This is a genomic window from Anabaena sp. CCY 9910 (assembly GCF_963920875.1).
In the GTDB taxonomy this organism is placed as follows: domain Bacteria; phylum Cyanobacteriota; class Cyanobacteriia; order Cyanobacteriales; family Nostocaceae; genus Trichormus; species Trichormus variabilis.
This window is the reverse complement of record NZ_CAWUDJ010000033.1, coordinates 53,588-74,459: the sequence shown is the minus strand read 5'-3', so window position 1 is coordinate 74,459 and position 20,872 is coordinate 53,588. Positions and strand designations below refer to the sequence as shown.

The following is a 20,872-nucleotide window of genomic DNA, read 5'->3' as shown; positions in this document are numbered from 1 at the left end:
TGTCTATAGTGTGAGTTTTAGCCCCGACGGTAAGACGTTAGCTTCTAGTAGTGAAGACAACACAATCAAACTCTGGAATCTAGAGACGGGCAACCAAATCCGCACCCTTAACGGGCATAGTAACTCTGTCTATAGTGTGAGTTTTAGTCCCGACAGCAAGACATTAGCTTCTGGCAGTTATGACGACACAATCAAACTCTGGCATCTAGAGACAGGCAACCAAATCCGCACCCTTAACGGGCATAGTAACTCTGTCTTAAGCGTGAGTTTTAGCCCCGACGGCAAGACATTAGTTTCTGGTAGTGCTGACAGCACAATCAAACTCTGGAATCTAGAGACGGGCAACCAAATCCGCACCCTTAATGGGCATAGTAACTATGTCTATAGCGTGAGTTTTAGCCCCAACGGCAAGACATTAGCTTCTGGTAGTCTAGACAACACAATCAAACTCTGGAATCTAGAGACAGGCAACCAAATCCGCACCCTCAAGGGGCATAGTGAAGGTGTCATTAGCGTGAGTTTTAGCCCCGACGGCAAGACTTTAGCTTCTGGTAGTGCTGACAACACAATCAAACTCTGGAATCTAGAGACAGGCAACCAAATCCGCACCCTTAACGGGCATAGTAACTTTGTCTACAGTGTGAGTTTTAGCCCCGACGGCAAGACTTTGGCTTCTGGCAGTAAAGACAACACAATCAAACTCTGGAACCTAAAGACAGGCAACCAAATCCGCACCCTTAACGGGCATAGTAACTCTGTCTATAGTGTGAGTTTTAGCCCCGACGGTAAGACGTTAGCTTCTAGTAGTGAAGACAACACAATCAAACTCTGGAATCTAGAGACGGGCAACCAAATCCGCACCCTTAACGGGCATAGTAACTCTGTCTATAGCATGAGTTTTAGCCCCGACGGCAAGACATTAGCTTCTGGCAGTTATGACAATACAATCAAACTCTGGAATCTAGAAACGGGCAACCAAATCCGCACCCTTAACGGGCATAGTAACTATGTCTATAGCGTGAGTTTTAGCCCCGACGGCAAGACTTTGGCTTCTGGTAGTGCTGACAAGAAAATCAAACGCTGGAATTTAGAAACAGGCAACCAAATCCGCACCCTTAATGGGCATAGTAACTCTGTTTATAGTGTGAGTTTTAGCCCCGACGGCAAGATATTAGCTTCTGGTAGTGCTGACAATACAATCAAACTCTGGAATCTTCCAGAATTAGAATCTAAGTTGGAATTAGACTCTTTAATACAGGACAATTGCGATTTTGTACGCGGTTATTTACAAAATAATCCTAATGTTAGCGTGGATGACAGGCATTTGTGCGACGGTATTGGCACGCAAGTAAAGTAGTAGCGAATGCACGCGATGTCATTGCCAATGAAACATACTCCGTCGGATTACGAATTACGAATTATTCTTTGCTGTGCGTGATATTTATGCCCCGCCATAGCCATAGCGATAAAGCTCCAAAGAACCATACCCGGCATCCCCAACATCCCACTATTACCCAATAATGTTGATAACATACCCAGACTAATAGCTCTAGCCGCAGCCATGAAAGAGTCAAAACTATACTCTGAATATTGGAATGCTTGGGTAAACACCATAAATAATGCCAGTAAGTAGAATATACCGCCAAACCAACCCAATGTGAAAAACATATCCAGAATGCCACTATCAACGACAATCGGTTCTAATACGCCTTTTTCATTCACAATAAAAGTGTTGCCTACTCCATTACCCAAAGCATTAGTTAAAGCACTATTGAGACCATCTTCATAAATTTTTTGTCTGACTCTAGCGCTATCATCATCCTCAAGATTAGAAAAGGTTTCAAAGCGAGTGGTGATGGGTTTAGAAAATTGCTCTATTTGTGTTAGAGGAATTACACACAACGCCATAATCAAAATAGTGATAAATAGGCGTAGTTGTAAACGTGTTTTTAATGAAGTTAAAAAAGTTAGAAAAGCTATCAACCATCCTCCCCACAAGGTGCGTACTGTTGTCAGCAAAAAAGCCAAATAACCAGCGGCCGAAGCAGGAAGGCGAATGAAACTTTTATTGGTAAATAATAACAACAAGCCAGCCATCATCATGGCTGCATAAGGTGCGGGGGATGCCATTGTACTCCAAATACGTAGTTTCAGAGGTTCAGGATCACCCATGCTAGTTAATTTTGTGCTGGTTAACCAAAACAAATCCCATTCAGGAGGGTTGAGAAACTGCACAATTCCATAGATTCCTGTCACCAAGACACCCCAGGTAAAGGTACGCTCAATAGTGCGGCGATAGAAGGGATAGTCACGCCAGTGAACAAATAGATAAAAAGCAAAGGTGATTGGGGTTAACCAATCTAGAAGCCCCCGCGCTGCTGTGAAGGGTGATGTTTTAATCATGCCTATGAGAAAGCCGTAAAACACACCTAGAAAGGCGAGAACAAAGGGTAAACTACCTTGGCGCAAGGACTTTGGTAGCTCTTTCAGGAAGGTATGTAATGTTAATAGTGTCACCAAGTATTGCGACACCAACATAAAACGTGTGGGGTCCCAACCACTTTTATAATCAACTACACGAGCTATAAATGGTGTAACAAACCAGATCCACCACGCAAAACCTGTGTAAAGTACGGGGTATCGCACATATAAGAAAGCACCGACAGCGAAGGATATAATTACATAAGCTGTACGGAGAATGCCAGCCGCACCACCGAAAATGCACACGGCTGAAAACAAGACTAGAGATAATATTGCTAGCCAAGCCAACAGTGGTTGTTTGCCAAAGCCCAAGTCTGTGGTAGAAGAATTATCTGTAAATATATGATTCACTTTCTACTCTCAACTCTTTTATTTTTAATTTTTAATTTGAGCAAAGCGAATTGAACGTTGCCAGGTTTGCCAACCGCGCCAGCGACCATGCCAAGCTGCTAATAACTTCTGCCCAGCTAATAGGCGATCGCTCGGTAAAAAGCGGAAAAATTGCATCAAACCCATAGCGTCTCTCGTACCCACCAAGGTCGCCCACAGCAGAAATGTTAATTGTTGAGTTGGTGAGAGGTGTTCTAATAAGGCTAATGTTTCGTTGTGGACGGCATTAGTTACAGCCAGATGATTGAAGCTTTGGCGCTGGTCTTCATCAAATCGCTGCGCCGGATAATGGTTGACTCCGATTTGGGGGTCATAAATGAGCTTCCAGCCAGCCCGCTTTAAGGCTAAACAAAAGGCCACCTCAAAATGCACCTGTGCGCCTGTACCCAGCATCCGTTGATCAAAACGCAATCCGTGGACAGCCGATCGCCGAAAGCTCATGTTAACTCCCTTGAGAACATCGACCTCACGGGCTTTTCCGATACCTATATGGTGATTACCAATCACTCTGCCAAACCAATGAACCTGACCAACTACCGGACAAGTACCATCTTCTAGGCGATCGCCATGATATACCCAATCTCGCCCACCAACACCGGCAATTTGTTCATGGGCAAGAAAGTGGGTTTCAATTTGTGCTAACCAATTACTATGAGGCGCTGCATCATCATCCGTAAAGGCGATGATATCTCCTTGGGCTATATCTAATCCTGCATTCATCGCCGCGACTACACCAGGAACACGTACCGTTGTTGTGTGTAATGGTAAAGAGTGAGGCGTGATAGTTTCCAGAAATTGCCAAGTCTCCACATCAGTATCTCGGACTACCACCAATACCTCATCGGCTGGTCGAGATTGCTTTCCTAATGACTCCAAGCAGCGTGTTAGGTCTTTGGTACGGCGGTAAGTAGGCACAATGACTGTAATTTTCATTACTGGTGCAACTCCTCGAATAAATCTATATAACGCTGTGCCATATTTGTCCAACTGTGTTGCTCGGCGATGGTGCGGGCAACTTGTCCCATTTGTTCTCTTAAAGTGCGATCGCTTGCTAGCAAAGATAATGCTTGCGCCAAAGCTTCTACATCGTCTGAATCCGCTAAAACTATGCCAGATTCCGGCGTTAACAAATCTGCTGCACCTGTGGAACTAGCAGTAATCACAGGCAAACCAGAAGCCATCGCTTCAATCACCACCAAGCCGAAAGGCTCATAACGTGAAGGGAACACGAAAAAATCTACGGCTTTCATCAGTTCAGGAACATCACGCCGCAGTCCTAAAAAATGTACTCGTTCATCCAATCCCAGGGATTGTGCTAACTGGAGATATGGACTTCCTTCCGTAATTCCCGCAACTGCTAGATGTAAATCCGGCACATTAACTAAGGCTTTTAGGACTGTATCCAAGTTCTTGCGAGAGATTCTAATATCACCAGCAAATAGAGCTAAAGGGACTCCTGCCGGTAATCCCCATTGTGAACGCTGATTCTTTCCCAGTGAAAATTCCTGCAAATCTACACCGTTGACAATTACCCGAATCTTTTCTGGCGCTACACCAATGGCTTGCAAATCTTCAGCCACCCGACTAGAAACAGCCACCACCACCCGCGCCCGACGAAAAGCCTTTTTTTCCCAACGCGCATTTAAAACGGTGTATAACCACTGGTAAAAATTATAAAAAATCCTGCGTGATTGTCTAGTTTTAGCTGAATTTGACTGAGCCTTACTAGAGGAAAAATTCAACCAAGAACTATGGACAAAATGCACCGCATTCACATCACCAGAGGCATGGGTAATTGCCCCATTAATTTTGATCAAATCAACTTGAGAACGGTGTTTATGCAACCAATTGGCACTGATGAAAGCGAAAATCAAGTTGCGGAGTAATTCCGTAGGCCATTGCTTAACAGAAATAGCAACCCAATTAACTTGCTCACTCTGTTGTAATTCTGGAGCCACTTGACTAGCTAACAAGGTGACATGATGACCACGACGAATTGCTTCTTGGGCAATTTCATAATTAACTCGTCCTTGACCATCACCTTTAATTACATTATGTGTAACGATACTTAATCTCACAATATAAATATCCTCTAAGTTTCTCCCCCTGATAGGTTTAGGGGTGTAGGGGTGTAGGGGTGTAGGGGTTTAGGGGATAAAACTATTATTCTTTCGTTAGTGCGATAGTCATCACTCATCACTCGATTAAAAACCTACACCTGCCCCCTGCTCCCTGCCCCCCTGCCTCTCTGCCTGCCTCTTCTCATCCCCAATTCAACTGGGAAGGCTGCCATAATTTTTGGATATGAGAACGGCGAATAATTTCTGGCCAGGCTTGTAGGGAACCCCGCTTGCAGAGGTATGCAGTCATGTGCAGGAAGTATACACAGCAAAAACCGATGAGTTTTAAGACATTAGGGAATAAATCTTTGTAACGTTTAATTCCGATGTAGAGCCTAGCTGCTTCTATAGAAATTTCGTATTTAGTTAGTTTGCCAATATCCGATTCCATCAAGGAACTTTTACCGTTTCCTCCAGCATTGAGGACACGTAATTCTGGACAATTTAAAATCTTGTAACCCCGCTTCAATGCCCGTAAACACAGTTCTGCATCTTCATAACCAAAAAATATATTTTCATCCCACTGTTCCTGCTCAAAAAACTGACGGGGAAAAATAGAGGCATGAATAGCAATGGTTTCGGGAACATCACTAGAACGGAAATATCCGCGAAAAGATAGCTTTCCCGGAGCCATTACATATCCATCGGGGCTATAGCTAATGCCAGAAAGAATGGTGTGCTGACTCTGTTCTGGTGACATTTTTGCGTATTGAGCGATCGCACCACCAATAAACTCTGGTTCAACGCAAATATCATCATCAATAAAAGCAACTAAATCTGTTTCTGATGGTGGGATGGCATTAACCGCATTATTGCGGTTAGCACAAACACCAATCCGGGGGCCTGTAATATAAATTGTCTGGGGATATTGTTCAACAATCTTTTGATTTTGCTGCTGCATCTCAATACTGGGCGAGTCATCAGACACAATTACCGAGTGTGGTTTAGTCTGGGAATCCCACAGCGATCGCAAGCAATTTTCCAAATCTTCAGGGCGATTTCTAGTTGTGATGCAAGCCGATAGCCGCATTGTATTTATACCTCTTTAGTTAGTTTTTTAGATCCCCAGAGATACCCGACTTATTAGAGAAGTCGGGTATCTGATTAAAATCTTGATGCGATCGTTGGCGGTGTAAAACTGAGCATCAACCCCGCCATCGTTCTCAGCTTTAAACTTTGTTTTAAAGAACGCCAGAAGTAAGAACGGGCTAATTTCATTTGTTTACTACGCATGAAACCAATGCCCAAGGTTGTGCTGACATGGGCCCATTGCTGCTGAAAATAGGGTTTAAGCTCCTGTAGGCGTTCATCGGCCATAAACTGCTCGTAGCAAAACATATCAGCTTGAGCCTTACGGATTTTTGCCTGAGGATCGCGCTTACCACTAAGCATGGTTTCTGTTTGTTCATGGACGCGATAACGTGTCAGTTTTTCCGGATAAAAATACGCTCCTAAGCCAGAACGACAAAATAGGTAGTTTAAATATATATCCCATGAACCGCCAACTTCAGCCGGAATGGCATCCCAGGCGATCGCATCTCGACGCATCACTGCTGCTGTGGCTGTCGAGACTGATCTATCTACTAAGCCCATCCGATAAAAGGGTTGATAAATTCCTTCTGGCAAATCAACTCGTTTATATGCACGGGAATATTCTTCTGTGAGCGCATCATCTATATTGCCATCAGCATCTATGATGTAGTGGTCACAAAAAGCTAAGGCTAAATTGGGGTTAGCTTCTAAGGGCGGAATGAGCTTTTCGAGAAAGTCCTCTTCCCACATATCATCGTCCAGCAAACAGGCAATATATTTTCCCCGCGCCATTTGAAAGGCTTTCATGGTATTGGCAAACATTCCCATATTTGATGAATTGCGGAAAAAGCGAATGCGCGAATCATCAAAGGAATCAACAATTGCCTGGGGATTTTGTGGACTACAATTGTCGCAAACAATGATTTCAATATGGGAATAAGTCTGTCTGACGGCACTTGTCAGGGCTGCTTGTAAATAGTTTGGGCGGTTATAGGTAGGTGTAATAACGCTAACTAAAGGAGTGGAGGAGTTAGTATCTATAGCCATAATTTTAATAGGGGGTTAGAGACTGGGATTTTTACTCAGTACTCAGTACGGGCTGAACGCCCCGCTATCGCTAACAGCGCCTTCAAAGGAGGAGAGATAACGGCTAAACATACTTACGGCTAAATTGTGGGGCTTTCCGTATGAACATCGGCACTAAGCAAAAATTTTCCACTTTTAAATAAAAATCGAGCTAGGTAATAGGCTCGCTCTTTCCCAGAGTAAAAAGGCCATCCCAGTATTAAGCGTGAAATAGCCCACACCTCCCGGAGATCCCATTGGGATTGTTGATAATATTTTGTGCGTCGATATTGGAGATTGCGGGATAAGTCAACTTTTGCACCATAACCAATACGTACTAAATAGTCGTTGATATATTGGTTAGTCATCTCAATCCCGGCTTGGGACTTGGCTTGTTGTTCGCTGGTGGCGATCGCTGCACTTATGTGATTGTTCGCGCCATGTATGCGATAGTACGCCAAATTTTCATGTAATGTCTTGATTTTACCGAGGAAGGCTGTGCAGTAAATAATGCAACCATCAGCCCAAATACGCCATTTCACGGGATCAATAGGAAATACTTTTGACAAAGCTTCACGGCGATAAGCTAGTCCAGATGTGGGCGGAAAACACCAAGCATTCCCTGTCTGCAATATGACTGAGGCTAAATCTTCACTTAGTTTCGGCCCTTGAGTCGAAGCTTGATCAATTGTCTGATCATCGCCATCTATGATATCCAAATGGTGCATGACACCAACTACATCTGATGTCTGAAACACCTCAACAATACGCTGTAATTTATGAGGTTTCCACACATCATCTGCATCAAGAAAAGCTACGACTTCGCCAGTCGCCGCCGCAAACCCTGCATTGAAAGCCCCTCCCTGTCCTTGATTTGCTTGAAAGATGGGCTTGATTTTATCTGGTGCTTGTTCTTGCAGTTGGGTAATAACATCACGGCTGTTATCTGTAGAACCATCATCTACGATAACGATTTCAACATCTGAGTAAGTTTGAGTGAGAACAGAGTTGATTGCTCTAGAAAGATAACGAGCGTAGTTGTAATTAGAGACGATGACAGAAATTTTCATGGGGAATGGGGACTGGGGATTGGGGACTGGGGATTGGGGACTGGGGATTGGAGACTGAGAACTGGGGATTGGGTAATGGGGGAAGAATTAATGACTATTGACTATTGACTATTGACTATTGACTATTGACCATTGACTATTGACTATGCCCCGATTCGTGTTGCATTTGGTGATATTTCCAAAGCTTTCCGCGTTGTTCTAGGAGTTCTTGATAATTTCCTTGCTCAACAATTCGCCCTTGTTCCATGACAACAACCTTGTCTGCTTTGGCAATTGTGGAGAGTCTGTGAGCGATCGCAATTACTGTTCTCCCGACGGAAAGTTTTTCTATGGACTCTTGAATTAACCGTTCAGAGACTGAATCTAAGGCGCTGGTGGCTTCGTCGAGGATGAGGATTTCGGGATCTCGGAGTAATGCACGAGCGATCGCAATCCGTTGTCTTTGTCCTCCAGATAAACGGACACCGCGATCGCCTAACTTAGTATCAAACCCTTCGGGCATTTCTTCAATGAATTGCAACGCATTCGCTAGCCGCGCTGCTTCTCTAATTTCGGCTTCACTCGCCCCAGATGTACCGTAGGCGATATTGTCTCTAATAGAAGTGTTGAAAATGAATGTATCTTGACTAACCACCGCCATTTTACGGCGGAGGGAATTGATTTCAAAGTACTGCACATCAAGCCCATCTACTAAAATCTGTCCCTCTGTCGGATCGTAAAATCGGGGAATTAAATCAGCTAATGTAGTTTTACCCGCACCTGATGCACCCACCAGCGCTGTTGTTTTACCACGCTCAATTGTCAGGGTAATATTATTCAACACTAAATTATCAGCTGTATAGCCAAAGTCTACAGATACTAAATCAATTGAACGCTTCAAACCTTGAAAATGAAGTTTACCATCTTTCAAGTAAGGCTTATTATTCGTCTGCAAAATATTTTTGATATTTTCTGATGACCCTTGTAAAGTACTCAGAAAAGCAACCGTACCGTTAATATCTTGAATATTGGGAATCACTCTGACTAAAACAAAGAAGAATGTCAATAATGAGGCAACTGGTAATGTAAATGTCGTGAAGGAAATGACAATTAAACTAATCAAAACTGTAGTAGCTATGCCTTCAGCTATAGGTTTTACTAGTGTCCAAGCTAAGACAACTTTGATAGCTGCATTCAGTTGATTAGTACTGGCTTTATAGAAACGTTGACGTTCAAATTCTTGTGTCCCAAAGGCTTGAATTGTCCGAATCCCATTGATAAACTCTACTGCTGTAGCTGTAAATTGAGCATTAGCATGGGAAATGCCAAAACTAGTTTCTCTGACTCGCTTATTCAGCGTAGATAATCCCACTGCTAACAGTAAAAATATCAGCACAGAAATAATCGAAAGTTGCCATGATATAGAAAACATCACAACAAAGTAAACGCAAACAGTCATGATTCGGGTTAACACAAAAGCTAACCCACTAAAGCCCTGTTTGATTCTTTCAATCTCTGTAGTAATTGTATTAATGAGTTCACCAGAACGAGTTTGAGCAAAGTAACTCAACCTCAGAGCTTGTAATTGCTCAAAAATTTGCTTATGTAAGCGATCTGCTAAATTAAGTTGGGCTGATTCAGTGTATACTCCACCAAAGTAATTGAAGGTAGCACGCATCCAGGTACTCAACAAAATTAGTAGAGATATCCTGTATATAGGGGGAATCGGCCAAGCGTTAGCAGCCAAAATCATGTCAACCCAGCTAATTCCTGTGTGAATTGGCTCATTAGGAGTAGTCAGTTTTTGTAAAAATGACAATAAAAAACCAATACTAACACCTTCAAAACTGGCAGCTAAAAATGAAAATATTACGGCTAAGATAGCTATTTTGCGAAAATGTTTTATTTCTCGCAATATTAAATGGTTCTCTTTCCAGAAGCTATTTGCTTTAAATAATTTATGTGGTGATTTTGGCATTTTTAAATGCGTTGTATATTTTCTAAGACAAATTTTGTGAACAGTGACAACCTAATTTTTAACTAAAGTGTAGTAATTCATCTATAGGATTCATACTTGCTTGCTGAAATAAGTGTAGTACGGGCGTTGCTCACAATTTTATGGTTGTGGTGGGCATGATCCACCCTACAGATACTTATATTCTTCAATAATTAAATAGGAACCTTGTGTTTACAACACTGAGTAAAAATAACGGATTTTAGCAGAGTCGATGATGTAATTAGATAGTGCATTCCCAGGAAAATAAATTGAATAAAATCCTCATTAATTTAGGATATTCGGATTTTTTTTAATCTTTCAGGATAAACACTAATTCTAGTTTTTATAGGACTAGTATTTGATTTCTGAAATATAAGTAGTAGGGTGGGCATTGCCCACCATAACTATGATAGGCACCCTACAGATACTGTATTTAATTTTGAATTTTGTAGGCTTGCCTTCCTGTAGGAGATGTTGTACTCCTACGGAGAACCCGCAGGGTATTTTGAATTGACTTATCTGCCTGTTCTTGTCCTGCTAAACTGAGTCGCACAGCATCCTCTAAAGTCCAACAAGCAGATCCCGTTAAACTCATTTCTCCCCGCAGTACATTCCATAACTGTGGTAGATGAGCCAAACCAGGTTTCTTTAACCAAACTTGCAATATTTGAGGATGATTTTGAGTAGGAGTTAACTTGATGACTCGAAAAATTTTACCCCTTTCGCCTACACGCCACTCATGGGTAAACAAAGATTTTTGTGAATCAATCTGCATCAGTATAACCAAGCCTAAAAGCACTGGACTTACTAACAGCATCAATCCAAAAGCTACTAGCCAGTCTATTAATCTCCACAACCATCTAATAGATTGACTACTTAATGTGGGTGTGGGTGGCTTTCGGTGAGCAGGTTTACTCAGAAAAATAGGTTTATGTGCTTTTTTACAAGCTTCAGCCCAGAACTTTAGCCAAGTTTCACCTAATTTGCTATCTATACTCACCAGATTGACTGGAGAGCGTTTTAAGCAATCAACTAATAATTGTTCATCGTTTAGAGAAGGTAAACATAACTGTTCGACTTTGTTAGCAGGTTTCACTAACAATTGGCCCCGTCTCCACTGAAGCGTGTAATGTGAGGAACCATGATTTTGATTTTGTGGAGGCACTGTATCGTGACTCTCAACAGTTGAAACTATTACGCTTGTCATAATGTCTTTGGATTCATCCAAATTAAATTGCTGAGATAATATCCAAGGCCGTCAATGCCAAAGACTGTGATGGAAGTTTTATTCTGCTCAAATAATTTGTAAATTATCATGTGCAGAATTAAGTTTTTTGGATGGTAGAAGTTGCGAGTAAATATATTACTGAATATGATTTTGTTAATCAGTATCCAGGGCTGCCATATTGTGTAGATAATTAGCCGTAAACCTATTACTAAAGATGCTTGGTAAATATAGATTTTTCGGTGTTGCTGATTGAGAATATGAATTTGTCTGACGGATACCGCTAACGCGTAACTCGTAGAGTAGGTGCAAAGTTATAAAGAAAAGCAAAGGTAATTTTTGCATTTCATACTCTGATTCAGCAACGCTGATTTTTCTATAAAAATGAAGGATATTGGAGATTTATAGAGGCAAATTAACCTAACCTTTCTCATGTCTACCTTAAGCCTCAAAACTCCTTTGAACCAGCGCTTTATGTTTACGTTGTATGACAGCTACTTTTTTACTTGCACAATAATTTTCAGAGCATCATTTGATTTCTACGTTGAAACCATTGGAATTAGATTTCAATCTCTAGGATATAAGACTCTGTAGAAATAACTATATACTCAAGCTAATTCTTTATTTAGTCTTTAAATAGTCGTGGCTTTAATTAGATATTGATAAAGTCGAGATGAATAAGTATTTAAAATCACAGTAAATTACTTTGCCAACAACCTCTAATACTAAAAATATGGGTACAAAAGGATGTGTGCGATCGCACCCCATAAGAGGCGATCGCACACAAAAAATATTAGGGTTCGGGGATCACATTCTCCCCCCACTCATTACTTTTCTACCGCTTGTTGCAAAGCAAAACGGTATTCCCGCGCATAAGGTACATAGGTGCTATCAGAGTTAGAAACCCCATTAGCCACAACACCAATCAGGTTTAACTTGCTCAACATGGCTGTAGCTTGGGCGATTTGATTGCGAGTCACTTTTCCCAAACTAGCTACCATCACCACACTTCTACAAGATGATGCTGTCAACAAAGCATCTACTAGACCTATAACTGGTGGCGCATCGATAATCACCAAATCGTAGTTCTCCTCAAATGCTGCCATTAACTGTTTCATCCGTGGAGAACTCAAGAGATTTGCTGAGTCACTAGGCGAGGGGCCGGCTGTCAAAATATCGATGTAAGCAGAACCTACGTTATGAATACCAATCTGTTCGGGTAAAGTGATTTCGCTGGCTAACAAAGTTGATAGCCCTTGGTCGTTGGGAAGATTAAGGTGTTCATGGAGGCTAGGATCTCGCAAATTCGCATCAATCAGTAGCACCCGTTTGTGTAACCGGGCTGCACTCATAGCTAAACCCAAGGCCAAACCAGATTTACCTCTATCCAGTAGAGGTGAGGTAATCATCAAGGACTTTAAGCTAGATACCGAGTTTAACAGCTCGATATTTTTGTAAATCAGATCCAACGATTCCCAACGGATGGAAGACTGTAGCACCTCCACAGTCCACGGCCCTAAAACCTCAGGCTTGCCAAAAGGCAACTTGATAACTGATTCTCTACCCTTTGCCGGTGGTAATTTCGGGGTGCTTCCTAATAAAGGTAAAGCTACTTGTTTTTCTAACTCAGCTGTGGTGTGAACAGAATCATCAGCAGCTTCTCGAATAAAGGCAGCAATACCTCCCAACATTAACCCAACAACTGCACCCAACATCAAATTCTGTTGGAGATTTGGGCCTAATTTCATCCCTAACTGGGGTTCTTCCACTACTTCCCAGTTAAATCCACCTTTAGCCAATTCTTGCCGTAGTTGCTGTTCTGCCCGTAATAACTGCTCTAGTCGCTCACGGCTGAATTGCAACTGTGGTTGTATACGGTTGTAATAAGCCAACAGGGGCGGAAAACGTTTAATTTCTAGGCGTAGTTGATTTTCTTTTTGTGCCAGAGTTTGATCACGGGCAGTCAATGAAACTATGGTTGTCTGGGTTTCTACTAATTGACTAGCCAAAGTCAGATCAATTTCCCCAAACTGTCCCTGTTCTAAAAGCGGTTCTCCTCCACGGAAGGCATTAGCAGATTTAACACCTAGAGTTCTACCTACTTCCTGTTGCAATAATTCTTTTTGGCTTTGCAACTGTTCTTTTAGCTTCTGGACACTGGGGGTTTCATCGGTGAAGCGTAAACGTTCTTGAGCTAGTAACAGTTCTGTTTTTTGAATTTCGTTGAGTAAGCCTTGGTAGCGGACGGATTGACTCAAACGAGAAGTAACTAAAGCATTTTTGGGAGAACGATTTAATTGCTCCTCTAAAGATTTTTGTTTTGCTAAAGCCTCTTCGTATGTAGAACGAGTAGTACGACGTTCTTGCTCAATAGTATTTAAAGCAACTTCTAGAGCTTTTGCTTGTTCTTCTGGGTTAATTAAATTTTGGTTTCTGCGGAATCTTTGTAAGTTGGCTTCAGCTGCATTCACTTCTTCACTGGCTTTGCTCAACTGTTCTCTAATAACTTGCAGACCCTTTTTGAGTCGGTTGTCTTGCTGCTGTTTGTTATATTCCACATAGACTTGCCTGATAGCACCGAGAACTTTTTGAGTTTGTTCAGGGTCGCCAGAAGTATAATCTACTTGAAAAATTTTAGTAGCGACATTATCTTCTTTTGTCCTAACTTGATTTAAGACTAAGGCATTTTTAATATCAGCTACAGTAATATTTGGATATTCTGATCGCAATTTGTCAACTGCTTTGTGAATTAGTCCTGAACTTTGCATCAAGTTCAGTTGTGTAGCAGTATCTATTTGTATATCAGGTTCGAGAAACTGGGTCTCTGGAGTACCACCCTCTCTTTTACCTTGATAGTTAGGTTCTACTAACAGTTGCATTGTGCTTTTGTAAGTAGGCTTGGTTCTTGCAGTCATCAGGGCTGCTAGGGCAATTGTTGTTAAAAATGCCGTTAAGAACCAAGGAGACCTACGCAGAAAAACTGAAAAGATTTTGCCGTAACTAGGTTCTGAATCAGCGCTGTTTATATTTGTACTTAGATTAGTTTGAACCACTTTGATGATCCTTGTATTCGAGACGCTAATAAAATAAATGAATGTTGAGTAATCAGTAATAAGTGCTGAGTAATGAGTGATATTTTCCACTCAGCACTTTTTGGCTAGTTACTGATTTAATTGAGGCTACAAGTTTGGGTAATAACTCGCTCAACTTTACTAAAGAAAACTGGCTCAGAAAAATTATTCACGGCATGATTACGAATATTTTCATAATCCCAAGTGATTTCTCCGGACTCTAATAATGCTTTTTGTAAAGATTCTGGTGTTTGTCGCTTGAAAAATACGCCAGTCTGACCGTTTATTTGAGTATCTAAGACTCCACCTGCACCAAAAGCAATCACTGGTGTACCGCTAGCATTAGCTTCTACAGGAACTAAACCATAGTCTTCTAAAGCAGCTACGATAATAGATTTAGCTTTAGAGAATAATTCCTTACGTTGGTTGTCACTGACATGACCTAAAAATTTAATATTATCCAAAGCTTTGGCTTGTAATCTTTCTCTTTCTGGCCCATCCCCAGAGATGATTAACGGCCATCCTAACCAATTAAAAGCTTCGACTATAATATCCAGGCGCTTATAACTAATCATCCGGGCTGATGCCAAATAATATTCGTCTTTTGTATCAGAGAAAACAAAGTTACTAGTATCAATTGGATAGTTAATCATTATTGCCTGTTTGCCATAAATCTGCTGAATACGACGGGCAACAGTGCTGGAGTTAGCAATATAAATATCGGGTTCCTGAGCATATTTCAGGTCTACATCTCGCATTAATTGAAATACTTTTTCGATTAAAACTGACAAATATCTATAATCGCTATACTCTCTTAAATAAGTTTCTGTATCCCATAGAAAACGGGTGACATTATGACAAAAGCAAATATGTTTAGCACCTGGTTTTTTCCGGACTGCTTTGGCGAAGCTGGTGCTACTGCTAATAATTAAGTCATAATCTTGTAAGTCTAATGCCCGAAAGGCGGGAAAATATAAAGGAGCCATTAATCTAAAGTATTTGGCTGCACCAGGAATTTTTTGCAAGAATGTTGTGTTAACTATCCGCTCACCCATATCAATAGTTTTTTCTGGGTCATACAATGATGTAAAAATATCGGCTTCAGGATAGCGTTTACAAAGTAATTCAAATACACGTTCTGCCCCACCGCGCTGGGTCAAATAATCATGGACTAGAGCAACTTTCATATCAGTCTAAATTTGTGAAGATTAGCCTTAAAATATTTCAGCAGAAACTAGTTATTATTTTGGTATTTTGGATGATATTTTTTAACTATTTTTTGATACATTTATCGAAGTTTGTAGAATTATAAGTGATGCGATCGCTAGTAAATAATAGTATTGACAAACAAACCCAAAATTGATTCTATCTTTTGAATTATTTTGCTATTTAATTAGGAAATTAATTGTTTTCAGATAGCTTCAGCCCCCCTGTTGATGAAAAGGGGGGCGTTTTTGAGGTTGGTAATTGGTAATTGGTAATAGACTATCCAGTAGGGTGCGTCAGTGCAATAGAACCTAACTATACTCAGAAATTTTCATACTGACGCACCCTACAAAACTATCAATTGTGGCTAATTCATTTTGAATTTTGAATTTTGAATTTTGAATTGAGTCATTTTTTGGTGTTCCCTTAACCAACAGTTACCAGAACTTTTTCTGGGGCAAAATATTTGTCTTGCTCGGCTCGTAGTTGGTCACAAAGTCTGCCTTCTGGTAGTTCTACATCATCGTAGGTGAGGACTTGATCTTTAGGAATATCACGTTTGAGACGACATCCTTCTGCTAGACCCATTGGTAAGAGGTTTTGCTGTTGGACGATATCTGAGTTTTCACACTGTCCATAGGTCATGTAATAGCCAATGCCATCTAGGGTTTCTCCGGCTTTCAGGTCTATTTTGGCAGTAGTGATGACATCTACTGAAGGGCCTGCTAGAGGAGCCATGACAGCATCAGAGAAGAGGACTGCACGGGCTACAGATAAAGGAACTTCAAAATGACAGAGGTGGTAGGGGGTGTAGAAGCTATAGAGGGGGCCTTCGCCTAATTTGTAGAGGTTGAGGTAATGGCGTTGTTTGGGGTCGTCGTGAGTTGCAAACACATAGACACCAGGGCCGGGTTTTGCACCAACTACATAATCTACGATACCGCCTAGTTGCTTGAGTTGTTCCACATCGTACATATTGGTCATCTCATCAACATGACCGGTGAAGTCATATCCCAACATCCCTCGTTTAGCGACTTTCATACCTGTAGCGTTAGCCACGATCGCCTGTTCAAAGGAAATTTTGCTACCATCAGCAAAGCTAGTTACCATGTGGGCTTTTTGTCCCCAACGCTTGGCGAATCCTTCTTGGGTGGTGGGGTTGCGGTAGGGGTCTTGTAAGCCTTTGATGTTACCGCAAAGTAGGGGAGTTAAACCGATGCTTTGGACAAATCGGTAAAGATTCATTTGTACCCCTGGTTGGTCACCATCACAAGCACTGAGAATCACCCCGGCTTTGTCTGCATAGACTTTCAGGATGGGGCCGATTGTACCGTCAAGTTCCGCATTCATCATGATAACGTGTTTGCGGTGGGCGATCGCTTCCATGACCACATGAGCGCCAAATTCTACTGCACCGGTGACTTCGATGATTGCGTCGATACCGTCGGCTTGGCAGATAATTTTGGCATCTTCGGTAATAGTATACTTACCTTGAGCGATCGCACTTTCTAATTCACCTACAGAATCCACAATTTCAATATCTTCGATACCAGCTTCACTATAAGCTCGTTTCGCGCCATCAATACTGCGGTTAGAGATAGCAACTAACTCCATCCCTGGAACTGAATTAATAATTTGGTTGGCAATACCCCGACCCATAAAACCAGCGCCAATCATTCCCACTTTCACGGGGTTACCAGCAGCAGCACGAGCCTTTAAGGCGTTATCAATAATAATCATTTTGCTTAATCCTTTATTTTCTAAAACAAGCAACAGAAGCAGAATATCTTACTCACAACTCAGTATTGTTTAACAAACTGCTTCTACTGGGTCTGGGCTACCGATGGGGATAGTTTCTAATAAAGGCCAACTGGCATCTTTATCAGAAATTACAGTCACATCTAAAGGCCATTCAATGTTGAAGAATGGGTCATTATAACGTAGGCCTTTTTCATATCCTGGGGTATAAAATTCACCTACTTGATAAACAACTTCTGCATCATCGGTGAGGGCTTGATAACCATGAGCAAACATCTCTGGTACATACAAAGCACGACGATTATCCGCAGTGAGTTCTACACCAATATGTGATAAAAATGTCGGTGATTCGGGACGCATATCAATAATTACGTCATAAATAGCGCCTTTAATACAACGAATTAATTTTGTTTCGGCGGCTGGTCTGAGTTGATAGTGCATCCCCCGCAGTGTACCTTTTTTATAGTTATAAGATAAGTTACACTGAGCGACTACTGGTTTTAAACCGTGGGCTGCAAATTCATTAGCACAGAAAGTTCTGGCAAAAAAACCACGATGATCTGGTTTTTCTTCTAAATCAATAATAAATGCGTCCTGGAGTGATGTGGCGGTAAAAATCATGGGTTTCTCAGCTATGAATTAATGATGGGAGAATAATGACTAATCACTTAGTCTTTACAAAGATGAATCAGCTAAACAGGAACTTTAGCTATAATTTGGTTTAGGAAAAGTATCATCCCAGTATTGAGTACAAAGTCCTGGTCTTTTGGCAGGGTTAGCAGTGTAGGCATAGAATAGAGTTGAACGTTCTTCTGTGCGGACTGTGCCATGATGTAGAAGTCTTTGGGTATCAGCAATAATTACGGTTCCTGCTGGGCCAGTACATGATTTCCAAGCTGATTTAGGCACAATTTTATTTAATGCCTCATCATTAATACCCGACTTATGAATTTTGTAGTAAAGTCGATAGAAATTCAAACTATCTATAGAGGTAAACGATGCTGGTACGTATTCAAAAGGCCCGTGTTTTTCTTCTACATCACTTAAGTAAATGATAATTTTGACAATGCGGCGATCTTCTGAATCTCTATGCCATAACATTGTACTGAATTGATTGGCATTTACAAAGTCTTTGCGAATTTGTACGCCATGATAAGCGACGGGAAGACCAATATAATTTTCTAGAATATTCAATAGTCTTGATTCACTTCCCCAGTTATAAAAATCTGGTATGTGGGCAACTGTATAAATTTCTGGGGGATTTTGGGATGATTCTGCATAGCTACCTTGTCCCATGCTGGGTAATAAAGCATGAGAAGCTTTAAGTAATTGTTCTGTGGATGGAAGCCCTAACTCTTGTAGTGTAGTGATGTAAATTCCTTCACTTTTAAGAGTATCAACAATCTGGCGATCGCGTGATTCTACTTTAGGCAAGTTGGGAGCATATTGCCAGAGTTTGACTCTATAGGAAACTTCTGAATTTAGCGCTTCAATTTTTTCTTTGACTGTAGTTAACATGGGAGACTCACTTTGTCTTACTATCAGATTTCATTAAGTCACGTCTGTTGTTACTATTACTCCTGCTGATAACTTCTTGCGAAACCCCTTCTTTAGTAAGAATAATAGTTTCTAAAACTGATAAACTGACTAGCCCAAAGTAAGGAATTACTGTGGTCAATGCTAGAACAGGCCATCTTCTTAAAGCCCCTAATAGAACCCGCCAATTATTATTATTAAAATGATTGATAACCAGGTTTCTACAAAAACTATCTGAATAGCCTATTTCTTTCAGCTTGATATTTACCTCTGGTGAATATGTATATTGCATTTTCAGCAACATTTTTGGTTTAACCATCCAATGGCTAGCACCGAAAGCATTTTCTAGATATACATCTTTGCTGATTCTGACATTTCCATGAAAAGCACAGAACCCAGTTAAATATACTTGATAATCTAAGTTATTTACCCCATCAGACCAAGTTTTTAACGCACATTGTGCTAAATCTGTTCTATATACTTGGGCCGACATTAGTTGTACGCCAGAGCGACTTTCTTGGATACAACGTTCAAAAACTGCCCTACCATCAGTCTCAACAATTTCATCTTCAATTTGATAACAGCGTTCGTACAATAACTCACCTGTTACTTCATGGCGACAAGAAAAATTTAAAATCAGCAAACCTAAATTAACTGATGTCTTTAATGTGTTGATGAGGTAAGAAATCGTTGTGTCCTCGATTTTATCATCATCACTGATTGTCCAAACATATTGGCTGGTTGCAGCATTAAGGCAATAAGCGATGTTTCTCATCACTCCCAGATTTTGACTATTTCTGTTAGAGTGAAAAGCTGTTTCAGGCAAAGTCATCTGCCATTTTTTCACGATTTCTTGGGTATTATCTTCTGAACAGTTATCAGAAATAATGATTTCACATTCAGATTCAAAACCTTTGATGGCTTTAGCTAGCCATGCTAATTGTTGGTCAAGTAATTTAGCTCGATTATATGTGGGGAGAGCAATAGTGAGTAATTTATTCATGATTAAACGAAGATGATGCTTGGTGGTGAATTTCCGAAATAGGTATATTTATTTCGGAAATATGAAGAGATTTTTGACACCAAAAAATCAAACTAGACAGGATTTTTCTCTAATTCTAGTAAGTCAGCCCTAGTATAAGTATCATCCCAGTATTGTGTACAAAGGTCTGGTCTTTCTGGGGGATTGGCCGTATAACAAAAGAAGAGGGTTGAGCGATCTTCCGTCCGCACTGTCCCATGATGTAAAGTATTTTTGGTATCTACAAAAATGACCGTACCTGCTGGGCCAGGACATGATTTCCAAGCTGATTTGGGAATGACTGCTTTGACTTGTTCATCGTCGATACCCATATAGCTTGACTGCCAAAGTTTGTAGTAAAGTTGAAAATAATTCCAACTAAATGTGGGAGTTAATGAACGAGGAATGTATTGAAATGGCCCCGTCTTTTCTTCCACATCATTTAAGTACACAAAAACTTTAATCAGACGACGATCTTCTGCATCACTATGCCATAGCAAAGTTCCAAATTGATTATTGCTAGGAAAATCTTTACGTAAATGTACACCGTGAAATTTAATAGGAAGACCAATATAATTTTCGATTATGCTTAGTAGTCTTTGCTCTGTTCCCCAGGTATAAAACTCTGGTAAACCCGTAACTGTATAAATTTGCGGCCACTTTTGTTCTAGATGTTCGTTGTTAGCATTTTGCATCTGGGACAATTGATGTTTAGCAGCCTGGAGCAAATTTTGAGTTGAGCTTAAACCTAAATCTGCAAGTGTCGTGACATAAACACCCTCTTTTTTCAGTGTATCTAGAATGATGCGATCGCGTTTTTCTAGAGATGGTAAATTCTTTATATGTTGCCAGCGTTCTACTTCGCAAGCAAAATCAGAATGTATTGCAGAGAGCTTGTTTTTAATTGTGTTGAGCATAAAAC

Annotated in this window: 16 protein-coding genes; 1 reads left to right on the top strand and 15 read right to left on the bottom strand. The window is 40.9% G+C overall.

Translation table 11 applies throughout. The annotated features are described in order from the left end of the window. A partial coding sequence (locus ACM5QX_RS21345; RefSeq protein WP_414755362.1) for a WD40 repeat domain-containing protein occupies positions 1-1,357 on the top strand: 1,357 nt, incomplete at its 5' end. Positions 1,358-1,404: 47 nt separating this feature from the next. Here ACM5QX_RS21345 and ACM5QX_RS21340 read toward each other — a convergent pair. The 15 genes from ACM5QX_RS21340 to ACM5QX_RS21270 form a co-directional block, all read right to left on the bottom strand. After that, positions 1,405-2,832, bottom strand: a complete 1,428-nt coding sequence (locus ACM5QX_RS21340) for an O-antigen ligase family protein (RefSeq protein WP_414755361.1) — start codon at positions 2,830-2,832, stop codon at positions 1,405-1,407. A gap of 24 nt (positions 2,833-2,856) precedes the next feature. Continuing rightward, positions 2,857-3,804, bottom strand: a complete 948-nt coding sequence (locus ACM5QX_RS21335) for a glycosyltransferase family 2 protein (protein WP_414755360.1) — start codon at positions 3,802-3,804, stop codon at positions 2,857-2,859. Then, on the bottom strand, positions 3,804-4,949 hold the full coding sequence (locus ACM5QX_RS21330; RefSeq protein WP_414755359.1) for a glycosyltransferase family 4 protein: 1,146 nt from the start codon (positions 4,947-4,949) through the stop codon (positions 3,804-3,806). The genes ACM5QX_RS21335 and ACM5QX_RS21330 overlap by 1 nt, the downstream gene beginning before the upstream one ends. A gap of 184 nt (positions 4,950-5,133) precedes the next feature. Beyond that, positions 5,134-6,021, bottom strand: a complete 888-nt coding sequence (locus tag ACM5QX_RS21325) for a glycosyltransferase family 2 protein (RefSeq protein ID WP_414755358.1) — start codon at positions 6,019-6,021, stop codon at positions 5,134-5,136. A gap of 74 nt (positions 6,022-6,095) precedes the next feature. After that, positions 6,096-7,070, bottom strand: coding sequence for a glycosyltransferase family 2 protein (locus tag ACM5QX_RS21320; RefSeq protein ID WP_414755356.1), 975 nt, complete (start codon positions 7,068-7,070; stop codon positions 6,096-6,098). 119 nt (positions 7,071-7,189) lie between these two features. Continuing rightward, positions 7,190-8,158 (bottom strand): glycosyltransferase, encoded by a 969-nt coding sequence (locus ACM5QX_RS21315; RefSeq protein ID WP_414755354.1) that lies wholly within the window; start codon positions 8,156-8,158, stop codon positions 7,190-7,192. 136 nt (positions 8,159-8,294) lie between these two features. After that, positions 8,295-10,115 carry a heterocyst formation ABC transporter subunit HepA gene (gene hepA / locus ACM5QX_RS21310; protein WP_414755352.1) on the bottom strand — a complete coding sequence of 607 codons (1,821 nt, stop codon included), beginning with the start codon at positions 10,113-10,115 and terminating at the stop codon, positions 8,295-8,297. Between the two features lie 451 nt (positions 10,116-10,566). Beyond that, positions 10,567-11,340 (bottom strand): heterocyst development glycosyltransferase HepC, encoded by a 774-nt coding sequence (gene hepC / locus ACM5QX_RS21305; RefSeq protein ID WP_414755350.1) that lies wholly within the window; start codon positions 11,338-11,340, stop codon positions 10,567-10,569. Between the two features lie 845 nt (positions 11,341-12,185). Next, entirely contained in the window at positions 12,186-14,411 is a 2,226-nt protein-coding gene (locus ACM5QX_RS21300) for a GumC family protein (protein WP_011317963.1), read from the bottom strand. A gap of 116 nt (positions 14,412-14,527) precedes the next feature. Continuing rightward, positions 14,528-15,616: a glycosyltransferase gene (locus ACM5QX_RS21295; RefSeq protein WP_011317962.1), complete on the bottom strand. Its 1,089-nt coding sequence runs from the start codon at positions 15,614-15,616 to the stop codon at positions 14,528-14,530. Positions 15,617-16,061: 445 nt separating this feature from the next. Continuing rightward, a complete protein-coding gene (locus ACM5QX_RS21290) occupies positions 16,062-17,375 on the bottom strand; it encodes an NAD(P)H-dependent oxidoreductase (protein WP_414755348.1) in 1,314 nt (437 codons plus the stop codon). 69 nt (positions 17,376-17,444) lie between these two features. Further along, positions 17,445-18,014, bottom strand: coding sequence for a dTDP-4-dehydrorhamnose 3,5-epimerase (rfbC, locus tag ACM5QX_RS21285; protein ID WP_414755346.1), 570 nt, complete (start codon positions 18,012-18,014; stop codon positions 17,445-17,447). An 84-nt stretch (positions 18,015-18,098) separates the two neighbouring features. Continuing rightward, positions 18,099-18,911: a phytanoyl-CoA dioxygenase gene (locus ACM5QX_RS21280; protein ID WP_414755344.1), complete on the bottom strand. Its 813-nt coding sequence runs from the start codon at positions 18,909-18,911 to the stop codon at positions 18,099-18,101. A 7-nt stretch (positions 18,912-18,918) separates the two neighbouring features. Beyond that, entirely contained in the window at positions 18,919-19,932 is a 1,014-nt protein-coding gene (locus ACM5QX_RS21275) for a glycosyltransferase family 2 protein (RefSeq protein ID WP_414755342.1), read from the bottom strand. 92 nt (positions 19,933-20,024) lie between these two features. Then, positions 20,025-20,867, bottom strand: a complete 843-nt coding sequence (locus tag ACM5QX_RS21270) for a phytanoyl-CoA dioxygenase (protein ID WP_414755340.1) — start codon at positions 20,865-20,867, stop codon at positions 20,025-20,027. Positions 20,868-20,872: the final 5 nt, after the last annotated feature.

Excerpts from the sequence above, each read along its gene's own strand:
- ACM5QX_RS21335 (WP_414755360.1), bottom strand. The coding sequence starts at position 3,804 with ATGAAAATTACAGTCATTGTGCCTACTTACCGCCGTACCAAAGACCTA.
- ACM5QX_RS21325 (WP_414755358.1), bottom strand. The coding sequence starts at position 6,021 with ATGCGGCTATCGGCTTGCATCACAACTAGAAATCGCCCTGAAGATTTG.
- ACM5QX_RS21320 (WP_414755356.1), bottom strand. The coding sequence starts at position 7,070 with ATGGCTATAGATACTAACTCCTCCACTCCTTTAGTTAGCGTTATTACA.
- ACM5QX_RS21315 (WP_414755354.1), bottom strand. The coding sequence starts at position 8,158 with ATGAAAATTTCTGTCATCGTCTCTAATTACAACTACGCTCGTTATCTT.
- hepA (WP_414755352.1), bottom strand. The coding sequence starts at position 10,115 with ATGCCAAAATCACCACATAAATTATTTAAAGCAAATAGCTTCTGGAAA.
- hepC (WP_414755350.1), bottom strand. The coding sequence starts at position 11,340 with ATGACAAGCGTAATAGTTTCAACTGTTGAGAGTCACGATACAGTGCCT.
- ACM5QX_RS21295 (WP_011317962.1), bottom strand. The coding sequence starts at position 15,616 with ATGAAAGTTGCTCTAGTCCATGATTATTTGACCCAGCGCGGTGGGGCA.
- ACM5QX_RS21290 (WP_414755348.1), bottom strand. The coding sequence starts at position 17,375 with ATGATTATTATTGATAACGCCTTAAAGGCTCGTGCTGCTGCTGGTAAC.
- rfbC (WP_414755346.1), bottom strand. The coding sequence starts at position 18,014 with ATGATTTTTACCGCCACATCACTCCAGGACGCATTTATTATTGATTTA.
- ACM5QX_RS21280 (WP_414755344.1), bottom strand. The coding sequence starts at position 18,911 with ATGTTAACTACAGTCAAAGAAAAAATTGAAGCGCTAAATTCAGAAGTT.
- ACM5QX_RS21275 (WP_414755342.1), bottom strand. The coding sequence starts at position 19,932 with ATGAATAAATTACTCACTATTGCTCTCCCCACATATAATCGAGCTAAA.
- ACM5QX_RS21270 (WP_414755340.1), bottom strand. The coding sequence starts at position 20,867 with ATGCTCAACACAATTAAAAACAAGCTCTCTGCAATACATTCTGATTTT.